The following is a 19,254-nucleotide window of genomic DNA, read 5'->3' as shown; positions in this document are numbered from 1 at the left end:
TTGCCAGTAAAAGATATCTAACTGCATGTTCACATCGATTAAAAAAAAGCTGCGCAAAATCGTTTTCCTGGAAAGTAAGCCAGAAAGTGGTGAAGTCTTCCTGAGCCAGCGACGGGTATTTACCGTGCCCAGCAAACCCGGGCTGGTATTTGTCGTCTTGCTGCTGCTGATGTTTTTAGCCGCGACCAACTACAGCCTTAATCTTGGCTTTGGCCTGACATATGTACTGGGCGGCGTCGCCCTGATCAATGTGTTTTATGCCTTCCGCAATCTGGCCTATCTGCATTTATTGCCAGGTTCTGCCCGGGCTGTATTTGCTGGAGAAGAAACTGAATTTACAGTTTACCTGATCAACCGCCGTGCCCATGCACGTTACGCCATCAGCGTGGGTTTTGCCGACAAAGGTCACCCGGAGAAGTTTGTCGATATTGCCGCAGACAGCCGGGTTGCAGTACAACTCAGCTATCCCACCATCAGCAGGGGCTTGCAGGCTATCCCCAGAATACGCTTGCAAACCTATTATCCGCTAGGCTTGTTGCGCGCCTGGAGCACCTGGCTGGCGGATGCCCATGCCCTGGTCTACCCGCAGCCTGAAGTCAATGCACCACCTTTGCCCATGTCCGGCCAGGGAAAAAAAACCGAGGTGCCCGGACATGCCGGTGATGAAGACTTTGCTGGGGTGCGCGCCTATCAGCCAGGAGACCCGATGAAACATCTGGCCTGGAAACAAATTGCCAAAGTCGATACCGCACTGGGCGGTCAATTGGTGACCAAGCAATTTGCCGGTGGTTCTGGTAGTGATGTCATGCTCGATTTTTCTGCCCTGCCCGGCAGCATGGATATCGAGCTCAAACTATCGCGCATGACCAGTTGGGTATTGGAGGCAGACCAGCGTGGGCTGATGTATGGTTTTCGCCTGGGGCAAACAAAATATCCAGCGGCAAGCGGACCTGAGCATTGCGATGCCTGCCTGCGTGCGCTGGCGCTTTACGATATGTGAGCATCATGAAAACGCCCTTATTCCGCACCATCCTGTCACGTGACAAAGCCGACACCCTGCTCTTGATCTTCGCCTGTGCCTTTGTCCTCTTGCCACATGCCGATCATGTGATGTGGTGGGTGAATGCATCCTGTGCCTTGCTACTGACCTGGCGTGGCTGGTTGACCTTGAGTGGCCGTCGCCTGCCGCATGCCATGATATTACTGCCAGTCGCAGTCCTGATGATGGCATGCGTTTACTTGACACACAGAACTTTTTTTGGCCGGGAAGCTGGTGTCACCATGCTGGTCTTGCTATTGACTTGCAAACTTCTGGAGATGCATGCCAAACGCGATTTGTTCGTGGTTATCTTTCTCGGTTTCTTTATCTTGCTGACCAGTTTCTTTTATCAACAAACCATACTTGCCGCCGTACTTACCCTGACAGGCTTGTGCCTGCTACTGACTGCACAATTATCGTTTCACTATACTGGCGTGGTACCTCCACTAAGGCAAAGACTCAAGTTCGGCGCCACTATATTGGGTTTGGCAATCCCGCTTACGATTATCGCCTTTGTGTTGTTTCCACGCATACAGGGGCCACTCTGGGGTTTGCCGGGTGATGCACATTCGGCACGCAGTGGTTTGTCCAGCTCCATGTCACCGGGCAATATCAGTGATTTGGCGCAATCCGAAGAGATTGCCTTTCGTGTCAAGTTTACCCAGGAAATCCCTGCCAAACCCTTGTTGTACTGGCGCGGCATCGTCATGGATAAATTTGATGGCCGCAGTTGGTCACATGAAGACAGGAGATCGCTCTACAGGAATGCAGAGGAAAGAAACTGGATCAGCTATACCGGTCAACCTGTACACCAAGAAATCACGCTGGAAGCCAATGGTCAAAACTGGTTGTTCGCACTGGACATGCCCGCCAGCGAGCCCGAAATTGAAGGCAGCTCGGCAAGCAGTATTGTCATTAACCAGCAAATGGAAACCCGGCGCGAACAGAGTACCCAGGAAAGAATCAAGTACAAGATAGCGTCTTATCCCGGCTATAGCCTGGAAGCCAATAGCAGCCGGGAAATGCAAGCACATTCTCTGTATCTACCGGCGGGCTATAACCCGCGGACTACTGCCTTTGCAGCCAGCCTGCGGCAACAATATCAGGATGACTTGCAACTGGTTCGGGCGGTACTCGATTATTTCCGCCGCGAAGCCTATTCGTATACGCTGGAACCACCACTGCTGGGCAAAAATAGTGCCGATGAATTTTTGTTCGATACCAAAGCTGGATTTTGTGAACACTATGCCAGTGCCTTTGTCTTGCTGATGCGTGCTGCGAATATACCGGCGCGCGTGGTTGCCGGTTATCAGGGTGGCGAATTGAATTCCATCGACGGTTTTCTGGAAATACGCCAATCCAATGCCCATGCCTGGGCAGAAGTCTGGCTGGAGGGCAAGGGCTGGATCAGGGTAGACCCCACTGCCGCAGTTGCTCCTGAGAGGGTAGAACGTTCTCTCAATTACGCCGTGCCACGCCAGGGTTTGGCCGGGCTCATGAACCTCAGCCCTGACGGCATCTCTTTTTTCAATCAGATGCGCATGCAATGGAGTGCCGTCAATAACTCCTGGAACCAGTGGGTCCTGAACTACAATCAGAGCAAACAAATCAGCCTGCTAAACTCACTGGGCTTCAAAAAAATCGACTGGGCTCAGATTACCTTGCTGTTTTTCATTCTCACCAGCCTGGTACTGGGTTTGATGGCCTTGCCTTTGATACGCAACCGACCACGTCTAAGTGCTCTTGATAAGGTATACTTTTCTTTCTGTCGCAAGATGGAAAAAAAGACCGCAGCGCGTGCCTTGCATGAAGGCCCTTCCGCCTATCTGGAAAGATTGCGCACCAGCCTGCCCGCAGCCGATTTTGAAAATGCCGAGCGTTTTCTGAAACTGTATGCCAGCGCCCGCTACGGCAAAAACCCAGGCCCGGACAACGTATTGATCCGGCGTTTAAAAACCTTGCTGGCAGCATGCCGCTAATTTTTTATTGACGCATTTTGATTTCTCCCATAACACCGGTAACAAGCAAGCCTGGCACTTTGCAAAACTGCATCTATTCCCTCATCATTGCAACGGCACTTATCATGACGGGTGAAGCAAATGCTGCAACGAAAAAGCAAGTAAAAAAAGCGGCTGCCGCTGCTACTGCAAGCGAAAGCCATTTTGAGCAATGGAAAGAAGTCTCAGGATTTATCGCCAGCATGATCAGCAAGCATGGCTTTACTGAAACTGAATTGAAAGCCACTTTCAAGCAGGTCAAACACATCGAATCCGCCAGGCAATTGATGCGCCCTGCCCCACCGGGAAAGCCCAAGAACTGGAAAGCCTACCGCGCGCGATTTGTCGAACCTTATCGCATTGAAGCCGGCGCTGCCTTCTGGGACAAATATGCTGATGCACTGACAAAAGCTGAGCAAGAATATGGTGTCCCGCCTGAGATTATCGTTGGCTTGATAGGCGTGGAAACCATCTTCGGCAAACAGACTGGTGGCTTTCGCGGCATGGATGTGTTGACTACATTGGCATTTGATTACCCAGACACGCCGACCCGCGATGCGCGCATGCAGTTTTTCCGTGGTGAACTGGAAAACATGTTGCTGATGGCCAAAGAATCTTCGCTCGACCCATTTGTTTTCAAGGGTTCTTATGCAGGTGCTATAGGCTGGCCACAATTCATGCCTGGCAGTATCAGGAAATATGCCGTTGACTTTGATGGTGATGGCAAGATCAATTTGACTGACTCACCAGTCGATGCCATCGGCAGCGTCGCCCACTATCTGGCGGTTCATGGCTGGAAACGCAACTTACCGATTGCTTTTCCAGCGACCCTGGTCGTCCCTGAAAAGAGCGAGCAACTCAATACTGCTCTGGGGAAAGGTTTACTGGCCAGCTATCAGTTGCAGGATTTAAAAGCCATCGCGACAACAGCAAGTAGCGAAGCGCCAACAAATATTTCCTATGGGCTCGTTGATCTGCAAAATGGCAATGACGCAACAGAGTACTGGTTTGCAACAGACAATTTTTTTGCCATTACGCTATACAATCGGAGTTATTTTTATGCCATGTCAGTGTTTGACTTGGGCCGTATGATCGCAGCTGCCAGACATAAATAATGAGCATAGAAGCAGTTTGAGGTACATTTGAAGGGGATAATAACAATTTAACAGATTTTTCATGCCCGAATAAAATTGTTAATTTATGTTATTCTAGTAACTAATTACTGGAATAAACATTGCCATTCAGTATTTTCTAAACTAAAGTGTTGTTATCTAGTTGACACATTTATGTATGAAGTAAGCAATGTGTCAAGAGATTTAACAATGGTTTGCTATTTTTCTGACAAGCAAATTATATTTTAAAGATACAATATTACCGTTTGATTAATTTTTTATTGAAGCAACTAAATTTAGCATCAATAAACTAAACAGCGAGGTAATTATGGCAAACCTGACCCAGCTTGAATCCGATGAAATCGACTATGATCCAAACAATCTGTTGGATACTCTGATCAAGCAATTGCATTTGAAAAATGATGCGGCACTCTCCAGAGCATTGGAAGTGGCACCACCAGTAATTAGTAAAATCAGGCATCGTCGCCTGCCTGTAGGCGCATCATTACTGATACGCATGCATGAAATCAGCGATGTCAGCATCAAAGAACTGCGCGAATTGATGGGCGACCGTCGTGCGAAGTTCCGTATCAGCGACAAACAATTCAAACCAAAAGACGCAGCATAAGTCTTTTATTTGATCGGTGGTTGCTGCCTGATAAGTCTTCGGATTTCCAGGAAAACTGCTTTATTGAAAAATACCGAAAATGCGCCAAAAGCGTGATTTCGGTATTTTTTTGGCTTTTTTTATTATGCTGAGGATTTGTGACAGCGTGATGTAAAGAGCTGACAGAGTCGGGCTTGCAGAGTAAGTACAAGGTGAGCGCAATGCCAGCACCCACCAGGCTAAGTCTATCAGGCAGGAAATACGCCAGTAGACAAATAGCGGTCACCACGGTCGCAAACGATGAAGACGATGGTGGCATTTTCTACAGTCTGTGCTACGCGTAAAGCAATTTCGCATGCTCCTGCGGCAGAAATACCACAGAATATCCCCTCCTCCACTGCCATCCTGCGCGCCATGTGTTCGGCATCGGCCTGCGTCACAGACTCCACCTGATCCACCCTGGCCTTGTCATAGATTTTGGGTAAATATGCTTCCGGCCATTTGCGTATGCCAGGTATCTGTGAACCCTCTTCTGGTTGCGCGCCAATGATGTGGATCTGCGGATTTTGTTCCTTCAAGTAAGCGGATACACCCATGATGGTGCCAGTCGTGCCCATGGCACTGACGAAGTGAGTGACCTGCCCCTTGGTATCACGCCAGATTTCTGGTCCCGTGGCTTCATAGTGCGCCAAAGGATTATCAGGGTTGGCGAACTGATCGAGTATCACCCCCCGCCCTTCTGCCTGCATTTGTGTTGCCAGATCACGGGCATACTCCATCCCCCCCGTCTTGGGCGTCAACATGATTTGTGCGCCGTAAGCGGCCATGCTTTGGCGTCGCTCTATACTCAGGTTTTCTGGCATCAGCAAAATCATCTTGTAACCACGCATGGCCGCAGCCATGGCCAGAGCAATGCCGGTGTTGCCACTGGTAGCTTCTATCAGGGTATCGCCAGACTTGATTTGGCCACGTTCTTCTGCCCTTTTGATCATGGACAAGGCAGGTCTGTCCTTGACTGAGCCAGCAGGATTGTTTCCTTCCAGCTTGCCGAGAATGACATTATTACGTCGCTGGTTTTCAGCACCTGGTATACGCTGCAATCTTACGAGTGGGGTATTGCCTATGGTATCTTCAATGGTCAGATAGGTCATGGTCAGCATGCTTAAAATTGCAAAGCCTCATTCTAATCGCAGTTACCATTAGACGCTTGCTGCATAAGCTAGTTGGTTAGCTGGTGATACCTGTCTTCATCAAGCAGAAATGCCTTGCTCCCCAGAGAGATCAAGAGCTTCACCTTGTCATTTGAGGTGTATGACTTGCTTATACAAATTTTGAATAAGCTAATAAAAAACCTCAGGGTCACCCCTGAGGTTTATGGCTGGCACATACAGCGTCCAGCAAATTGCTCACTTGACTTTATTTAGCGCTGGCCTTGGACGCTGCCGCGGCTGCAGAAGCCGCAGCGGGAGCCTTGGCAGCTGCCGGGGCAGATGCGGGTTTAGCGGTAGCAGCAGGTGCTGATGCCGCCGCTGGAGCTCCAGCCTTATCTGCAGCTTTATCTGCCGCTTTTTCTGCCTTATCAGTCTTGGCAGACGCAGCACTGGCCACAGGTTTTGCTGCAGCACCAGGTTTTGCCTGACCATTGACCGTCAAACCTGCAGCAGACAACTTAGCCGAACTCTTTTCGCCTATGCCTTTGACGCGGCTTTCAAAATCTGCCCAGTCCTTGAAGGCACCATTCTTGGTACGCTCTTCTATGATGGCCTTGGATTTGGTCGGACCTATACCCTTGATACCATCCAATGCAGCCTGGTCACCTTTATTGACATCAACATCAGCAAATGCAAATCCGGTAGCTGCCAACAAAGCCATCAAGCCAAACACTAATTTCTTCAACATGCGAATACTCCCTCAATAATTGAACATTTATTTAAGCGGTATAGTTCAGTTTTTATCACTGTCTATATGGATATCAACGGAATCAACTACATTCCGTTGACAAGTATTCCACAAAATCACTGTATACATATGTCAACTTTATTCAATCGCCCAGCCTGTCTATCAAAAAATCAATAAAACAACGCAGCTTGGGTGGCATCTGGCGGCGACTTGCATAGATGGCATACAGATTGGCGGCAAAACCCGGCTCATTACCGCCGACCAGTTGCAAACGGCCGGAGGCAAGATCATCATCCACTAACCAGGCTGGCAAAAATGCAGCGCCCATGTCTGACAGTACGCAATGATAGCTGAGTGTGGTGTCGCTACATTTCATGATGGCATCTAGCTTCAATGGTGGCATTTCTGTTTGTAGTGGCAAACGAAACCGTTCCAACTGCACATAATTGGGCAAGATGACAGCCATGGCAGCCTGCTCGGCTGCTTTCTCAGCTCTCACAAGCAAATAGGCTGGCGTCGCTACCAGATGGAATTCCACCTTGCACAAGCGCCTCGCGATCAGGGCAGAAGAAGGCTCATCGGTGGCCCGCAAGGCCAGGTCAAAGCCATCCGCCACCAGATCCACCATATGATTATCCAGGTGCAGATCCAGCCGCACCTCTGGATAGTGTTGCCGAAAATCTGCCAGCACTTTGGCAAAGCCAGGGTTGGCACACCAGACAGGCGCGCTGATTTTCAGTTCGCCGCGGGGCGGCCCGCTCGTTTGCGCGACCGAGGCGACCGCAGCATCAAGAATATCCAGTGCCTGCCTGCCCTGCGCAAAAAAATCCTTGCCTGCTTCAGTCAAGCTCATGCTGCGGCTGCTGCGATTCAGTAACCGCGCCCCGAGCTTGCGCTCCAGCCTGGCGATATGTTTGCTGACCATGGGCGCGGCCATGCCCAGGCGATCTGCTGCAGCAGTAAAGCTGCCTGACTCGACGATTTCGCGAAACACCCTGATGCCATTGATATCAAGTTCCTCCATGACCAGCCTTCACTTGTCTAATGTTTCCATTTATGGAAACAATACAATTACTTTACCACCATCGTTTTCCTCAATGGGAAACATTATGATGGATTACATCTGGCTCCATCTTCAAGAAAATGAGCCCCCGTGCTGAATAACTACTCAAGGATACTCATATGAACCTGCCTACCTACTTTATCTCGCATGGCGGCGGCCCCTGGCCATACATCGAAGATATGCGCAAAGCCATGCATATGCTGGAAACGTCGTTGGTCGATATACCACAACAATTGCCACACAAGCCCAAGGCCATACTGATGATCTCGGCGCACTGGGAAGAGAGTTCTTTTACGCTCATGAGTAATCCCAGGCCGGGCATGGTGTATGACTATGGTGGCTTTCCCGAGCATACCTATCATGTGCGCTACCCTGCCCCAGGCTCGCCAGAGCTGGCTGACCGTGTAATTGGCCTGATCAGGGCAGCAGGACTGCCCGCGCAAGCTGATGGACAACGTGGCTTTGATCATGGCGCATTTGCACCACTGGCCGTCATGTACCCTGAAGCGGATATGCCTGTCGTGCAATTATCACTGCGCACAGGTCTGGACCCGGCCGAGCATCTGGCTTTGGGACGTACCCTGGCCCCTTTGCGGGCCGAGGGAGTGCTGATCATAGGCAGCGGGCTCAGCTACCATAACCTGCGCCGCTTTGGTCCGCTGGCGAAAGAACCATCATCGAGTTTTGATGACTGGTTGCAGGATAGCCTGATCGCCAGCAGCACCACAGAAAGAGTCGCCCGCCTGATCCATTGGGAAGATGCGCCGGCAGCAAGGGTAGCCCATCCAAGGGAAGAGCATTTACTGCCACTGATGGTGGCCGTGGGTGCGGCAGAGGATGAAGTTGCCAGTTGTGTTTATCATGAAGAAAACATCTTTGGCGGTGTGGTGGCATCGAGCTTCCGCTTTGGGACGATTGCCTGATAAACCTGTATTGAGAATGCTGGCTTGAATACTTCAAGCCAGTACAGTTATCAATTTAATGTGCAGACTCAGGAAAGAGTTCTTCTCGCGTCACAGTCGCCGTACCCAGCTTGCCAACGACTATACCGCCCGCACGGTTGGCAATCACTACCGCCTCTTGCATGGACTTTCCTTGCGCCAGCATGACAGCCATGGTAGCGATGACGGTATCACCGGCACCAGAAACATCAAATACTTCACGCGCCATTGCTGGCACATGGGTCACACCATCAGCTGTGAATAAGGTCATGCCTTCTTCAGAACGGGTCAGCAGCAAGGCGTCGATGTACAGCTCTGCGCGCAGTTGCTGCGCCCTGGCTGTCAGTTCTTCTTCATTTGGCCAGTCTCCGATGATTTGCTTCAGCTCCGACTTGTTCGGAGTCAGCAAGCTGGCACCGGCATAACGTTTGAAGTCACTCCCCTTGGGGTCAACCAGCACAATCTTGCCCGCTGCCTTTGCCGCAGCGATCATGGCGCTGACATTCACCAGACTGCCTTTTGCATAGTCTGACAAGACGACGACATCATAGCCAGTCAACAAGGAATTGAAGCGATTGAGTTTGTCACGCAGGACATGCTCAGTCGGACGTTCTTCAAAATCGATACGCAACAATTGCTGTTGCCTGCCGATGACGCGCAGCTTGATGATGGTAGAAATTTGCTGATCACGGCTGAGATAAGCTTCTATGCCTGAAGTCTTCAGCAGGCGCTCCATGCTATTGCCAGCATCATCGTCACCAATGACTCCCATCAAGGCAGCCTGCACACCCAGGGCGACGGCATTGCGTGCCACATTGGCTGCACCACCGAGGCGTTCTTCACTTTTTTCCACGCGCACGATAGGCACCGGGGCTTCGGGTGATATGCGGTTAACTTCGCCAAACCAGTATCTGTCCAGCATGACATCGCCAGCGACCAGAATACGCTTCATCTTTGCATCAATATTTTGCATTATTTGTTCGTCATTTACTTGTCAATACGGAGCGGCCTATGCCGTGGTATTCAATGCCCAACTCAGTCATGACCGTAGGCTCGAACAGATTGCGGCCATCAAACACCACCGGCTGTTTCAGGCGCGCCTTGACTTCGTCAAAATCCGGACTGCGGAAGGCCTTCCATTCAGTAACAATGGCCAATGCGTCAGCATCCACCAGCGCATCCATGGGGTTGGCGGCATAGCGTATGGAAGCCAGCAATTCTGGTGCATCATAGAAATCCAGTTCCAGCACGCGCTTGGCTTCCTGCATGGCCACCGGGTCATAAACCGCCACCGTAGCACCTGCGCGCAACAATTCGCCCAGCAAGACACGCGAAGACGCCGCACGCATATCATCGGTATTCGGTTTGAATGCCAGGCCCCAGATGGCGAAATGGCGGCCACTGAGATTTTCACCAAAGCGCTGCTGCATCTTGTCGCCAAGTACCTGCTTTTGACGTGCATTGACTGCTTCCACCGCCTGCAGTATCAGAAGATTCAGACCATAGTCCTGTGCTGTGCGTTCCAGCGCCTGCACGTCTTTGGGGAAGCAAGAGCCGCCATAGCCGCAACCGGCATACAAAAAACTGTGGCCTATGCGAGGATCAGAGCCGATGCCGTGACGTACTGCTTCAATATCGGCACCGACATGGTCAGCCAGATTCGCCAGCTCGTTCATGAACGAGATGCGGGTCGCCAGCATGGCGTTCGCGGCATATTTGGTGAACTCTGCCGAGCGCACATCCATCCAGTAAGTGCGTTCATGATTGCGATTGAAAGGCGCATACAGTTTCTTCATCTGGCTACGGGCTTTCTCTCCCTGCGGTGTCTGGTCGCAACCGATGACGATGCGGTCAGGACGCATGAAGTCTTCTACGGCCGCGCCTTCTTTCAAAAATTCTGGATTGGATACCACCGAAAATTCTGCCGTCACAGAACGTGCCCCTAGCTCCGCAGAAATGGCGGCACTGACGCGGTCAGCCGTGCCGACAGGCACGGTAGATTTATCAACGACGACCTTGAAATTCGTCATGTACTTGCCGATGTTTTTTGCCGCAGCAACGACATATTGCAAATCGGCAGAACCATCTTCATCTGGCGGTGTGCCGACAGCGATGAACTGCACATCACCGTGCTTGACGCTGGCTTCGACATCGGTAGAAAACTGTATGCGGCCCGCAGCTCGGTTGCGCGCGACGATTTCTTCCAGGCCAGGCTCATGGATAGGGATGCCGCCGTTATTGAGAATATCAATTTTGCGCTGGTCAACATCCAGGCAAAACACATCATTTCCCAATTCAGCCAGGCAGGCGCCTGTGACCAGACCAACATAACCTGTACCAATAATTGTGATTTTCATTTTTTCATCACCATATAAAAATAAGTCATTCCGTGCATCCAGACATCTAGTCATCAACATAGAGTTTCGGATCACGGACCTTATTCAAGATTCTTTAAAGCTCAATGAGTATTCAGGGAATGCTCTTTCCTTATCTGGAGCGAGCCTATTAATTCATTACATTGAGTTCTTCAGTACGGCGCGGTGGGTAAGTTTCCCATTTACTGCAACCCGGGCAATGCCAGTAAAATTGCCTAGCCTTGAACCCGCAATGCGAGCACTGATAGCGAGCCAGCTTTTGTGCGTAACCGTGGACCAGATTCTTGATGATGGCCAATTCAGGCCTGACTTCAGGTGGCACAACCATGATGCGGCCATCCAGCAATTTATCCAGGCCCAGCAGCGTCGGCGTCCTGCGTAATTCTTCACTGACCAGGCTATTGACTGCTTCCACACCTTCCAGTTCCAGCGTGGCCTTGAAAACCACTTCCAGCAAATCGATGGATGGCGCCTCCGCCAGATAATTCTTCAGTAGATTCAAGCCTTCTTGCGGTTTGTCGAGCTTGCGGTAACCATCCATGAGGCGCTGGGCTACCAGGGCTACGTGCGGCACACTTTGCTGCTCTACCCTGCGCCAGGTGGACAAGGCTACTTCAGTGTCGCCACTGGCCATATACACGTCACCCATGAGAATGATGGCACGTACATTATTGCGGTCTGCTGCCAGTGCTTTTTCCAGGCTGGCCAAAGCGGCAGCGGTATTGGTATGCACCAGTTCATCCTGGGCAATTTCACAGTAGAACTGGGCAATTTCTTTTTGACGGCCACCAGCACCACATTCCTGCAAGGCATTCGCTGCTTCTATGGCGCGCGCCCATTCTTTTTCACGCTGGTAGATTTCCAGCAAGGCGCGCCTGGCCTGGGCTTCATAGGGACTATTGACGAGCAGGTTATAGGTTTCTTCGGCGCGGTCGAGCAAACCGGCTTTCAGGTAATCCTGGCCCAGTTCATACATGGCCTGGGTTTTTTGCTCGGTAGGCAAGTCTGGCCTGGCCAGCAGGTTTTGATGGACGCGGATAGCTCGTTCAGTCTCGCCACGGCGGCGGAACAAGTTACCAAGGGCAAAATGCAAGTCTACTGCCTCAGGATCAAGCCTGACAATGTCGATGAAGGCATCAATGGCCTTGTCAGGCTCATCATTCAGCAGGAAATTCAAACCCTTGAAATAGCCACGCGGCAGGCTGCGGGATTCCGAGATCAACTGACGTATATCGATACGCGCAGCAGTCCAGCCAAGGGTGAAGAATAAGGGGATACCAAGTAACCACCAGATTTCAAATTCCATGTGCGTTTTTTCTTATTGTGTTTTCAGGTATTGCGAATGCTATCAGGCTGCGGGGCTTGTGTGCTGGCCCTTTGCGCTGCTTCACGTTCTTTTTCAATTTCTGCCAGGGTCTTTTTATGCTTGTGCAGATCGCGTCTGTGGCGGAAGACCATAGGTACCATGGCCAGTGCGCCCAGCGTAGCACCGCCAGCAAAAAAAGCCAGCAGCATGATGACCAGCGGCGCAGACTGTTGATAGCCAAAGAAATATTGCAGCGTGACTATCTGGTCGTTTTTCAAGGCAAAGCCAAAGAACAGGATAAACAGGACAATGGCGAACAATCTTGAAATATATTTCATGTATGCATCCTTGAGGATAAGCGGAAAAATCGTCAATTAAGCAATTAATCCCGAAAAGAGCATTGTACTGAAAAAAAACGGCATATCGGAAAACCGATATGCCGTTTTTATCTTTGCGTCATCTAATTAGCTCAAAATTCCGAGCTCAACAACCAGTCAGCCTGACTTAGTCATCGTGTATCGGTTGCCCCACCATGGCATCAACACGTTCGCGCAATTCCTTACCTGGCTTGAAGTGCGGCACCCGTTTTTCAGGGACCATCACCTTGTCACCGGATTTAGGATTACGACCTATCCGTGGTGGACGACTGTTCAGTGCAAAGCTGCCAAACCCACGGATTTCTATGCGTTGTCCTGTTGCCAGGGCATCCGACATTGCATCCAGTATAGTTTTAACAGCAATATCCACATCTTTAGCTACCAGTTGCGGATATCGCTCTGCCAGACGAGCTATCAGCTCCGACTTAGTCATAGTAATAAATCTTATGACGTAAGCTTAGTTTTTATTGTCGAGCTTGGCTTTCAACAAAGCGCCCAGGCTGGTTGTGCCGGATGCTGCGTTGGAATCAGTAACGGACATTTTTTGCATAGCTTCTTGTGTTTCAACGCTATCTTTAGCTTTGATAGACAATTGGATGCCACGAGCTTTGCGATCGATGTTCAATACCAGGGCTTCAACGCTGTCGCCGACTTTCAGGTGTGTACCAGCATCTTCCACGCGGTCGCGGGAGATTTCGGATGCACGCAGGTAACCTTCAACGTCGTCTGCCAACTGGATTACTGCGCCTTTGGCTTCAACAGATTTAACTGTACCAACGACAACTGCACCTTTGTCATTCATTGCGCAGTAGTTGTTGAATGGGTCGCCTTCCAGCTGTTTAACGCCCAGAGAAACACGCTCACGCTCAACATCGATAGCCAGAACGATAGCTTCCAGTTCGTCACCTTTCTTGAAGCGACGTACCGCTTCTTCGCCTGTTTCGTTCCAGGACAGATCAGACAAATGTACCAGACCGTCGATGTTGCCAGACAAACCGATAAATACGCCGAAGTCAGTGATGGACTTGATCGCGCCGCGAACTTTGTCACCTTTCTTGTGGTTGATCGCGAAATCATCCCAAGGATTGGCTTTGCACTGTTTCATGCCCAGGCTGATACGACGACGTTCTTCGTCGATTTCCAGAACCATGACTTCAACTTCGTCGCCCAATTGAACAACTTTGTTTGGTGCAACGTTTTTGTTAGTCCAGTCCATTTCGGAAACGTGAACCAGACCTTCGATACCTTGCTCGACTTCAACAAACGCGCCGTAGTCGGTCAGATTCGTTACTTTACCGAACAGACGTGTGTTCGCTGGGTAACGACGGGACAAACCTGTCCATGGGTCGTCGCCCAGTTGTTTTACGCCCAGGGAAACACGGTTTTTCTCTTGGTCGAATTTCAATACTTTTGCAGTGATTTCCTGACCAACTGTCAACACCTCGGAAGGGTGACGTACACGACGCCATGCCAGATCAGTGATATGCAACAAGCCATCGATGCCGCCCAGATCAACGAACGCGCCGTAGTCAGTGATATTTTTAACAATACCAGTAACCACTGTGCCTTCTTTCAGGGTTTCCATCAGTTTTTGACGCTCTTCGCCCATGGACGCTTCAACAACAGCGCGGCGGGACAGCACAACGTTATTACGTTTGCGGTCGAGCTTGATAACTTTGAATTCCATGGTTTTGCCTTCGTAAGGAGTTGTATCCTTAACTGGGCGTGTATCAACCAAAGAACCTGGCAAGAAAGCGCGGATGCCGTTCGTCAGAACAGTCAGACCACCTTTGACTTTGCCATTTACTGTACCAGTAACGATCTCGCCAGACTCCAGCGCTTTTTCCAGCGCGAGCCAGGAAGCCAGACGTTTAGCTTTGTCACGGGACAAAATTGTGTCGCCGAAACCGTTTTCCAGCGAATCAATCGCTACGGAAACGAAATCGCCGATATTAACTTCCAGGTCGCCCTGGTCGTTTTTGAATTCTTCAACAGGGATAAAGGCTTCAGACTTCAAGCCAGCGTTAACGATCACGAAGTTGTGGTCGATACGGACAACTTCAGCAGAAATCACTTCACCGGAACGCATATCCTGACGTGACAGGGATTCTTCGAACAAAGCTGCGAAGCTATCTGCACCGGTTGCGAAATCTTGGGACATAAAAACAGTAGACATAGTATTTACAAGTTAGCCGGAATAGCACAAAGGCACTGTTTACCGGGTTAGGTTGAACATCCCTTTATTAACCTTGCGTCAATAAAGGCACTTGAAACGACACATGCAGACTTCACCAGCTACTTATTACCTAAGCTACCTATACGGCGTTGTTTGTCTGTGTTTGCGCATACCAGACCAGGACTTTACTGACTGCTTCTTCAGCAGTTAATTCAGATGTATCCAGGATGATCGCGTCTGGCGCAGGCTTGAGCGGCGCTGTGGTGCGGGCACTATCTCTCGCATCACGTTCCATCAAATCTTTTACCAAGTTTTCCATATTAGCAGAAATTCCCTTTTCAATCAATTGCTTATATCGACGGCTTGCGCGCGCCTCTGCACTTGCTGTCAAGAAAACTTTTAAGCTGGCATCAGGGAAGATGACAGTTCCCATATCACGGCCGTCAGCCACCAGACCGGGTGTATAGCGAAAAGCCACCTGCAAATCGACCAGCGCCTGGCGCACTGCTGGCAAAACAGCAATGCGCGAGGCAGCCACGCCAACTTCTTCTGCCCGCACAGCGTCGGTAACATCAGCTTCTTCAAGAAAAACATGTCCGTGAACAAAACGACAAGGCAGGGTTCTTGCCATCGTAGCAATGGCAGCTTCATCTTCCAGTGCGATGCCATGGCGGGTAGCCATTAGGGCAGTGAGGCGGTACAAGGCTCCAGAATCCAGGTAATGAAAACCCAGATGCTTGGCTACCCTGTGTGCCACCGTGCCCTTACCGGATGCGGTAGGGCCGTCTATCGTGATAACAGGACTACGTGCAGTCATAGATAACAATAAAAACCTTTAAAACAAATCTTTGTGATTAATCTTGGCAAAGACTTCAAAATAATCAGGAAAAGTCTTGGCCACGCATTTTGGATCGTTGATGCGCATAGTAGCACCTCTGCGGGCACGTCCATCGAGACTGGCCAAAGAGAAACACATAGCCATCCGGTGATCATCATAGGTATCGATGGTAGCTGGCAATATATGCCCAGGCGGCGTCACCGTCATATAGTCGGCCCCCTCTTCCACTATCGCACCCAGTTTGCGCAATTCTGTCGCCATGGCAGACAAGCGATCGGTCTCCTTGACGCGCCAGCTGGCAATATTGCGCAGCGTAGTGGTGCCATTGGCATACAGAGCAGCTACCGCAATCGTCATGGCAGCATCGGGAATATGGTTGAAGTCCATGTCTATGGCTTGCAAGACACCGTTCGAGCTGGCTTCTATCCAGTTATCGCCACGGGTAATCGTTGCCCCCATCTTTTCCAGCGCTTCTGCAAAGCGTACATCGCCTTGGATGCTGGACTTGCCCACACCTTCTACACGGATAGGACCGCCAGCGATTGCACCTGCCGCCAGGAAATAGGATGCAGAAGAAGCATCGCCTTCCACATGGATGACGCCAGGCGACACATAATGCTGGCCTTTTGCGACTGTAAATGCCTGCCAGCCATCACGCGCTACCGTCACGCCAAATTTTTGCATGAGGTTCAGAGTGATTTCGATATAGGGCTTGGAAATCAGCTCACCGACCACTTCTATCGTCACGTCATGTTCACGTGCCATCAAAGGTGCGGCCATCAACAATGCAGTCAAAAACTGGCTGGAAACATTACCTTTGACCTGCAAACGCTGGGCATGGATATGGCCACGGCGTATATGCAGCGGCGGGTAACCGGGATTACCTGTATATTCAATCTGCGCACCAGCTTCGTTGAGTGCATCAACCAGGTCACCGATAGGACGTTCATGCATGCGGTGCACACCGTGGATGGTGTAATCCCCACCCAATACCGCCAGTGCGCCAACCAACGGGCGTATCGCAGTACCGGCATTGCCCATGAACAAATCGGCCTGGTGTTTGGGGAAATGACCTTTGACGCCATCTACCGTGTAGTTCTGGCTATCGCCATCCTGTTCCCAGTGCACGCCTAATTGCGTCAAAGCGTTCAGCATGACCAGGGTGTCATCGGATGCCAGCAAATCCATGATCTGGGTCTTACCTTCCGCCAGCGCTGCCAGCAAAAGTGTACGATTGGAAATGCTTTTTGAACCCGGTAATTTGACAGTGCCCTGCACCTGCATGACAGGTTGCAGATCGAGGTAATGCGGATAATGTTTGCTTGCTTGTGTCATGGTCTTATTCAATTCTGATCTGAGTTTGAAGACGAGAGAAACGCATAAGCGTTATCAATCCCCACCTTCACGCTGCTGTTTCTCGGCTGCCTCAATGGCGCTGATCCAGTTATGGCGCGCGCGCTGGGCATTGGCGTAAATACCTTCTATGCCGTCACTGTTGGCATCCACCAGATGCTGGCGCAAAATGGACAGGCGGGCAGTATACGAATCCAGTTCCTGCAACATCGCAGCACGGTTCGCCAGGCTGATGTCACGCCACATTTCTGGTGATGAACCGGCAATGCGGGTAAAGTCGCGGAAGCCACTTGCTGCATATTGGAACAAGGTATCCGCATGCGGCTTGCGGGCAATATCATCGACCAGGGCATAAGCCAGCAAATGCGGCAAATGGCTGACTGCGGCAAATACGCCGTCATGTGCCGCAGGCTCCAGATGATGAATGATGGCACCGCATTGCTGCCAGGCCCAGGCCACCCTAGCCACATCAGCATCAGTATTTTCTGGCAGGCGGGTGATGACCGCTTTTTTGCCAACATACAAATCCACCAGTGCTGCCTCAGGCCCATTTAGTTCACGTCCGGCTATCGGATGCGCCGGTACAAATTGCGCAATCTTTTCACCGAGGCTGGCGCGTGCTGCTGCCACCACATCGGCCTTGGTACTGCCCGCATCCGTGACTATCGTACCGGCTTGCAGATGCGGATAAATCGCCTTCAATATCGCGCCGGTTTGTGCGACGGGCGCGGCAATCAGCACCAGATCACAGTTGCGCAATGCCTGCTCGGCATTCAAGGCTATTTCATTGATGATACCCAGTTGCTGCGCTTTTTCCAGCGAAGCTTGACTGCGCCCTACTCCGACTATCTGCTCAACTGCACCAGCCTTTTTTAAAGCCAGGGCAAACGAGCCACCAATCAAACCTACGCCAAAAATCGCAATACGTTGAAAAGCTTTTTGCATCAGGCACTCACACTGTACAAGGGTAAGAGCCCAGCACCTTGAAGAAGGCTGCCTTGTCATTCAACTCGGACATGGCGGCTTCTACCTTGGCATCCATGACATGGCCTTCCACATCAACATAGAAATAATATTCCCAATTGCCGGTGCGTGCAGGGCGTGACTCAAAACGCGTCATCGATACGCCATGCTTTTCCAGTGGGGCCAGCAGGTTGTAGACAGCGCCCGCCTTGTTTGGCGTCGCCAGCACGATGGAAGTCTGGTCTTTGCCGCTAGGCGTGGTACGCAGACGGCCAATGACCGCAAAACGGGTACGGTTATGCGGGTCGTCCTGGATATGTGCAGAGACTATGCCCAGGTTGTACTGATGACCGGCAATTTCACTGGCAATCGCCGCCACCGTATAGTCACCACTGGCCATGCGTGCTGCCTCTGCATTCGATGCCACTGCATGTCTTTCCACATGTGGATAATGCTGGTTCAGCCAGGCCTGGCATTGCGCCAGAGCTTGTGAGTGGGCGCAGATGCGGCTGATGCCCTCCATATTGCCAGACTTGCTCATCAGGCTATGCTGCACAGCTATCGCCAACTCACCACTGATGGCGAGGCTGGTTTGCAAGAGCAGGTCGAGCGTGCGGTTGATCGCGCCTTCTGATGAATTCTCGATAGGCACGACACCAAAATCTGCCGTACCAGCTTCTGTAGCACGAAAAACTTCATCAATGGATACGCAAGGCAAAGGCTGGATAGCATGACCAAATTGCTTGTAGACGGCCTGCTCACTGAAGGTGCCGACAGGGCCAAGGAAAGCCACCACCACGCGGCGCTCCAGTGCACGGCAAGCCGACATGATTTCGCGGAAGATCAGTTGTATATCGTCACTGAGCAACGGACCCGGATTGCGCTCCGCCACGCCGCGCAAGACTTGTGCTTCGCGTTCCGGGCGAAACACCGGGGCATTGGTTTCTGCCTTGACATGACCTACTTCTTCGGCCACGCGGGCGCGCTGGTTCAGCAAATCCAGGATTTGTGCATCGATGGCATCAATTTTGATGCGCAGGGGGAGTAATTTATTGTCGCTCATACTGTACCTAAAAACCGTGTTTGATAAGGTGTGGGCATGGCCAGCAGTGTTTAACTGCGCCATGCCAGATCATACTTTGCTACTCGCCAGGCTTTTGATCCGGCTTGTCAGCGCCACGGTTTCCAGGTGATGGTGTTGTGCCATG

At 51.0% G+C, this 19,254-nt stretch carries 18 protein-coding genes; 5 read left to right on the top strand and 13 right to left on the bottom strand.

Annotation, left to right across the window (positions count from 1 at the left end):
* The first annotated feature begins 25 nt into the window (after positions 1-25).
* The 4 genes from Q8K39_RS17785 (at position 26) to Q8K39_RS17770 (ending at position 4,776) form a co-directional block, all read left to right on the top strand.
* Positions 26-1,000 carry a DUF58 domain-containing protein gene (locus tag Q8K39_RS17785; RefSeq protein ID WP_305262288.1) on the top strand — a complete coding sequence of 325 codons (975 nt, stop codon included), beginning with the start codon at positions 26-28 and terminating at the stop codon, positions 998-1,000.
* A gap of 5 nt (positions 1,001-1,005) precedes the next feature.
* The gene (locus tag Q8K39_RS17780) at positions 1,006-3,018 is read left to right on the top strand and encodes a DUF3488 and transglutaminase-like domain-containing protein (RefSeq protein WP_305262286.1); all 2,013 of its coding nucleotides are present in this window, start codon (positions 1,006-1,008) and stop codon (positions 3,016-3,018) included.
* 104 nt (positions 3,019-3,122) lie between these two features.
* Positions 3,123-4,151: a lytic murein transglycosylase B gene (gene mltB, locus Q8K39_RS17775; RefSeq protein WP_305262284.1), complete on the top strand. Its 1,029-nt coding sequence runs from the start codon at positions 3,123-3,125 to the stop codon at positions 4,149-4,151.
* Between the two features lie 325 nt (positions 4,152-4,476).
* On the top strand, positions 4,477-4,776 hold the full coding sequence (locus Q8K39_RS17770) for a hypothetical protein (RefSeq protein ID WP_110257001.1): 300 nt from the start codon (positions 4,477-4,479) through the stop codon (positions 4,774-4,776).
* A gap of 227 nt (positions 4,777-5,003) precedes the next feature.
* Here the strand turns inward: Q8K39_RS17770 and cysM are convergent, their stop codons facing one another.
* From cysM to Q8K39_RS17755, 3 genes are all read right to left on the bottom strand, one after another.
* A complete protein-coding gene (gene cysM / locus Q8K39_RS17765; RefSeq protein WP_305262507.1) occupies positions 5,004-5,906 on the bottom strand; it encodes a cysteine synthase CysM in 903 nt (300 codons plus the stop codon).
* Between the two features lie 265 nt (positions 5,907-6,171).
* Positions 6,172-6,654, bottom strand: a complete 483-nt coding sequence (locus Q8K39_RS17760; protein ID WP_305262283.1) for a helix-hairpin-helix domain-containing protein — start codon at positions 6,652-6,654, stop codon at positions 6,172-6,174.
* 142 nt (positions 6,655-6,796) lie between these two features.
* Positions 6,797-7,678, bottom strand: a complete 882-nt coding sequence (locus tag Q8K39_RS17755) for a LysR family transcriptional regulator (RefSeq protein WP_305262282.1) — start codon at positions 7,676-7,678, stop codon at positions 6,797-6,799.
* Positions 7,679-7,836: 158 nt separating this feature from the next.
* Between Q8K39_RS17755 and Q8K39_RS17750 the strand changes: the two genes are divergently transcribed.
* Positions 7,837-8,640 carry a class III extradiol ring-cleavage dioxygenase gene (locus tag Q8K39_RS17750; protein ID WP_305262281.1) on the top strand — a complete coding sequence of 268 codons (804 nt, stop codon included), beginning with the start codon at positions 7,837-7,839 and terminating at the stop codon, positions 8,638-8,640.
* 55 nt (positions 8,641-8,695) lie between these two features.
* Here Q8K39_RS17750 and rfaE1 read toward each other — a convergent pair whose 3' ends face one another.
* The 10 genes from rfaE1 to pheA all read right to left on the bottom strand — a co-directional run bounded on the left by rfaE1 (position 8,696) and on the right by pheA (position 19,109).
* On the bottom strand, positions 8,696-9,631 hold the full coding sequence (rfaE1, locus tag Q8K39_RS17745; RefSeq protein ID WP_305262280.1) for a D-glycero-beta-D-manno-heptose-7-phosphate kinase: 936 nt from the start codon (positions 9,629-9,631) through the stop codon (positions 8,696-8,698).
* 10 nt (positions 9,632-9,641) lie between these two features.
* A complete protein-coding gene (locus tag Q8K39_RS17740; protein WP_305262279.1) occupies positions 9,642-11,015 on the bottom strand; it encodes a UDP-glucose/GDP-mannose dehydrogenase family protein in 1,374 nt (457 codons plus the stop codon).
* 148 nt (positions 11,016-11,163) lie between these two features.
* A complete protein-coding gene (lapB, locus tag Q8K39_RS17735; protein WP_305262278.1) occupies positions 11,164-12,339 on the bottom strand; it encodes a lipopolysaccharide assembly protein LapB in 1,176 nt (391 codons plus the stop codon).
* 23 nt (positions 12,340-12,362) lie between these two features.
* Complete coding sequence (locus Q8K39_RS17730) at positions 12,363-12,677, bottom strand: lipopolysaccharide assembly LapA domain-containing protein (RefSeq protein ID WP_305262277.1); 315 nt, start codon at positions 12,675-12,677, stop codon at positions 12,363-12,365.
* A gap of 166 nt (positions 12,678-12,843) precedes the next feature.
* A complete protein-coding gene (locus tag Q8K39_RS17725; RefSeq protein WP_110256992.1) occupies positions 12,844-13,149 on the bottom strand; it encodes an integration host factor subunit beta in 306 nt (101 codons plus the stop codon).
* A gap of 24 nt (positions 13,150-13,173) precedes the next feature.
* Positions 13,174-14,877: a 30S ribosomal protein S1 gene (gene rpsA / locus Q8K39_RS17720; protein ID WP_186952926.1), complete on the bottom strand. Its 1,704-nt coding sequence runs from the start codon at positions 14,875-14,877 to the stop codon at positions 13,174-13,176.
* A gap of 154 nt (positions 14,878-15,031) precedes the next feature.
* Positions 15,032-15,709: a (d)CMP kinase gene (gene cmk / locus Q8K39_RS17715; protein WP_186952924.1), complete on the bottom strand. Its 678-nt coding sequence runs from the start codon at positions 15,707-15,709 to the stop codon at positions 15,032-15,034.
* An 18-nt stretch (positions 15,710-15,727) separates the two neighbouring features.
* Positions 15,728-17,065 (bottom strand): 3-phosphoshikimate 1-carboxyvinyltransferase, encoded by a 1,338-nt coding sequence (gene aroA, locus Q8K39_RS17710; RefSeq protein ID WP_305262273.1) that lies wholly within the window; start codon positions 17,063-17,065, stop codon positions 15,728-15,730.
* 54 nt (positions 17,066-17,119) lie between these two features.
* A complete protein-coding gene (locus Q8K39_RS17705; protein ID WP_305262271.1) occupies positions 17,120-18,028 on the bottom strand; it encodes a prephenate dehydrogenase/arogenate dehydrogenase family protein in 909 nt (302 codons plus the stop codon).
* Positions 18,029-18,035: 7 nt separating this feature from the next.
* Entirely contained in the window at positions 18,036-19,109 is a 1,074-nt protein-coding gene (gene pheA, locus Q8K39_RS17700; RefSeq protein ID WP_305262269.1) for a prephenate dehydratase, read from the bottom strand.
* Positions 19,110-19,254 lie beyond the last annotated feature (145 nt).

Source organism: Undibacterium sp. (genome assembly GCF_030683615.1).
In the GTDB taxonomy this organism is placed as follows: domain Bacteria; phylum Pseudomonadota; class Gammaproteobacteria; order Burkholderiales; family Burkholderiaceae_D; genus Undibacterium; species Undibacterium umbellatum.
Note: the sequence above shows the minus strand (reverse complement) of the source record. Positions and strands in the feature narration are given on the sequence as shown.

Coding starts and splice junctions, on each gene's coding strand:
- Q8K39_RS17785 (WP_305262288.1), top strand. CDS start 26: ATGTTCACATCGATTAAAAAAAAGCTGCGCAAAATCGTTTTCCTGGAA.
- Q8K39_RS17780 (WP_305262286.1), top strand. CDS start 1,006: ATGAAAACGCCCTTATTCCGCACCATCCTGTCACGTGACAAAGCCGAC.
- mltB (WP_305262284.1), top strand. CDS start 3,123: ATGACGGGTGAAGCAAATGCTGCAACGAAAAAGCAAGTAAAAAAAGCG.
- Q8K39_RS17770 (WP_110257001.1), top strand. CDS start 4,477: ATGGCAAACCTGACCCAGCTTGAATCCGATGAAATCGACTATGATCCA.
- cysM (WP_305262507.1), bottom strand. CDS start 5,906: ATGACCTATCTGACCATTGAAGATACCATAGGCAATACCCCACTCGTA.
- Q8K39_RS17760 (WP_305262283.1), bottom strand. CDS start 6,654: ATGTTGAAGAAATTAGTGTTTGGCTTGATGGCTTTGTTGGCAGCTACC.
- Q8K39_RS17755 (WP_305262282.1), bottom strand. CDS start 7,678: ATGGAGGAACTTGATATCAATGGCATCAGGGTGTTTCGCGAAATCGTC.
- Q8K39_RS17750 (WP_305262281.1), top strand. CDS start 7,837: ATGAACCTGCCTACCTACTTTATCTCGCATGGCGGCGGCCCCTGGCCA.
- rfaE1 (WP_305262280.1), bottom strand. CDS start 9,631: ATGCAAAATATTGATGCAAAGATGAAGCGTATTCTGGTCGCTGGCGAT.
- Q8K39_RS17740 (WP_305262279.1), bottom strand. CDS start 11,015: ATGAAAATCACAATTATTGGTACAGGTTATGTTGGTCTGGTCACAGGC.
- lapB (WP_305262278.1), bottom strand. CDS start 12,339: ATGGAATTTGAAATCTGGTGGTTACTTGGTATCCCCTTATTCTTCACC.
- Q8K39_RS17730 (WP_305262277.1), bottom strand. CDS start 12,677: ATGAAATATATTTCAAGATTGTTCGCCATTGTCCTGTTTATCCTGTTC.
- Q8K39_RS17725 (WP_110256992.1), bottom strand. CDS start 13,149: ATGACTAAGTCGGAGCTGATAGCTCGTCTGGCAGAGCGATATCCGCAA.
- rpsA (WP_186952926.1), bottom strand. CDS start 14,877: ATGTCCCAAGATTTCGCAACCGGTGCAGATAGCTTCGCAGCTTTGTTC.
- cmk (WP_186952924.1), bottom strand. CDS start 15,709: ATGACTGCACGTAGTCCTGTTATCACGATAGACGGCCCTACCGCATCC.
- aroA (WP_305262273.1), bottom strand. CDS start 17,065: ATGACACAAGCAAGCAAACATTATCCGCATTACCTCGATCTGCAACCT.
- Q8K39_RS17705 (WP_305262271.1), bottom strand. CDS start 18,028: ATGCAAAAAGCTTTTCAACGTATTGCGATTTTTGGCGTAGGTTTGATT.
- pheA (WP_305262269.1), bottom strand. CDS start 19,109: ATGAGCGACAATAAATTACTCCCCCTGCGCATCAAAATTGATGCCATC.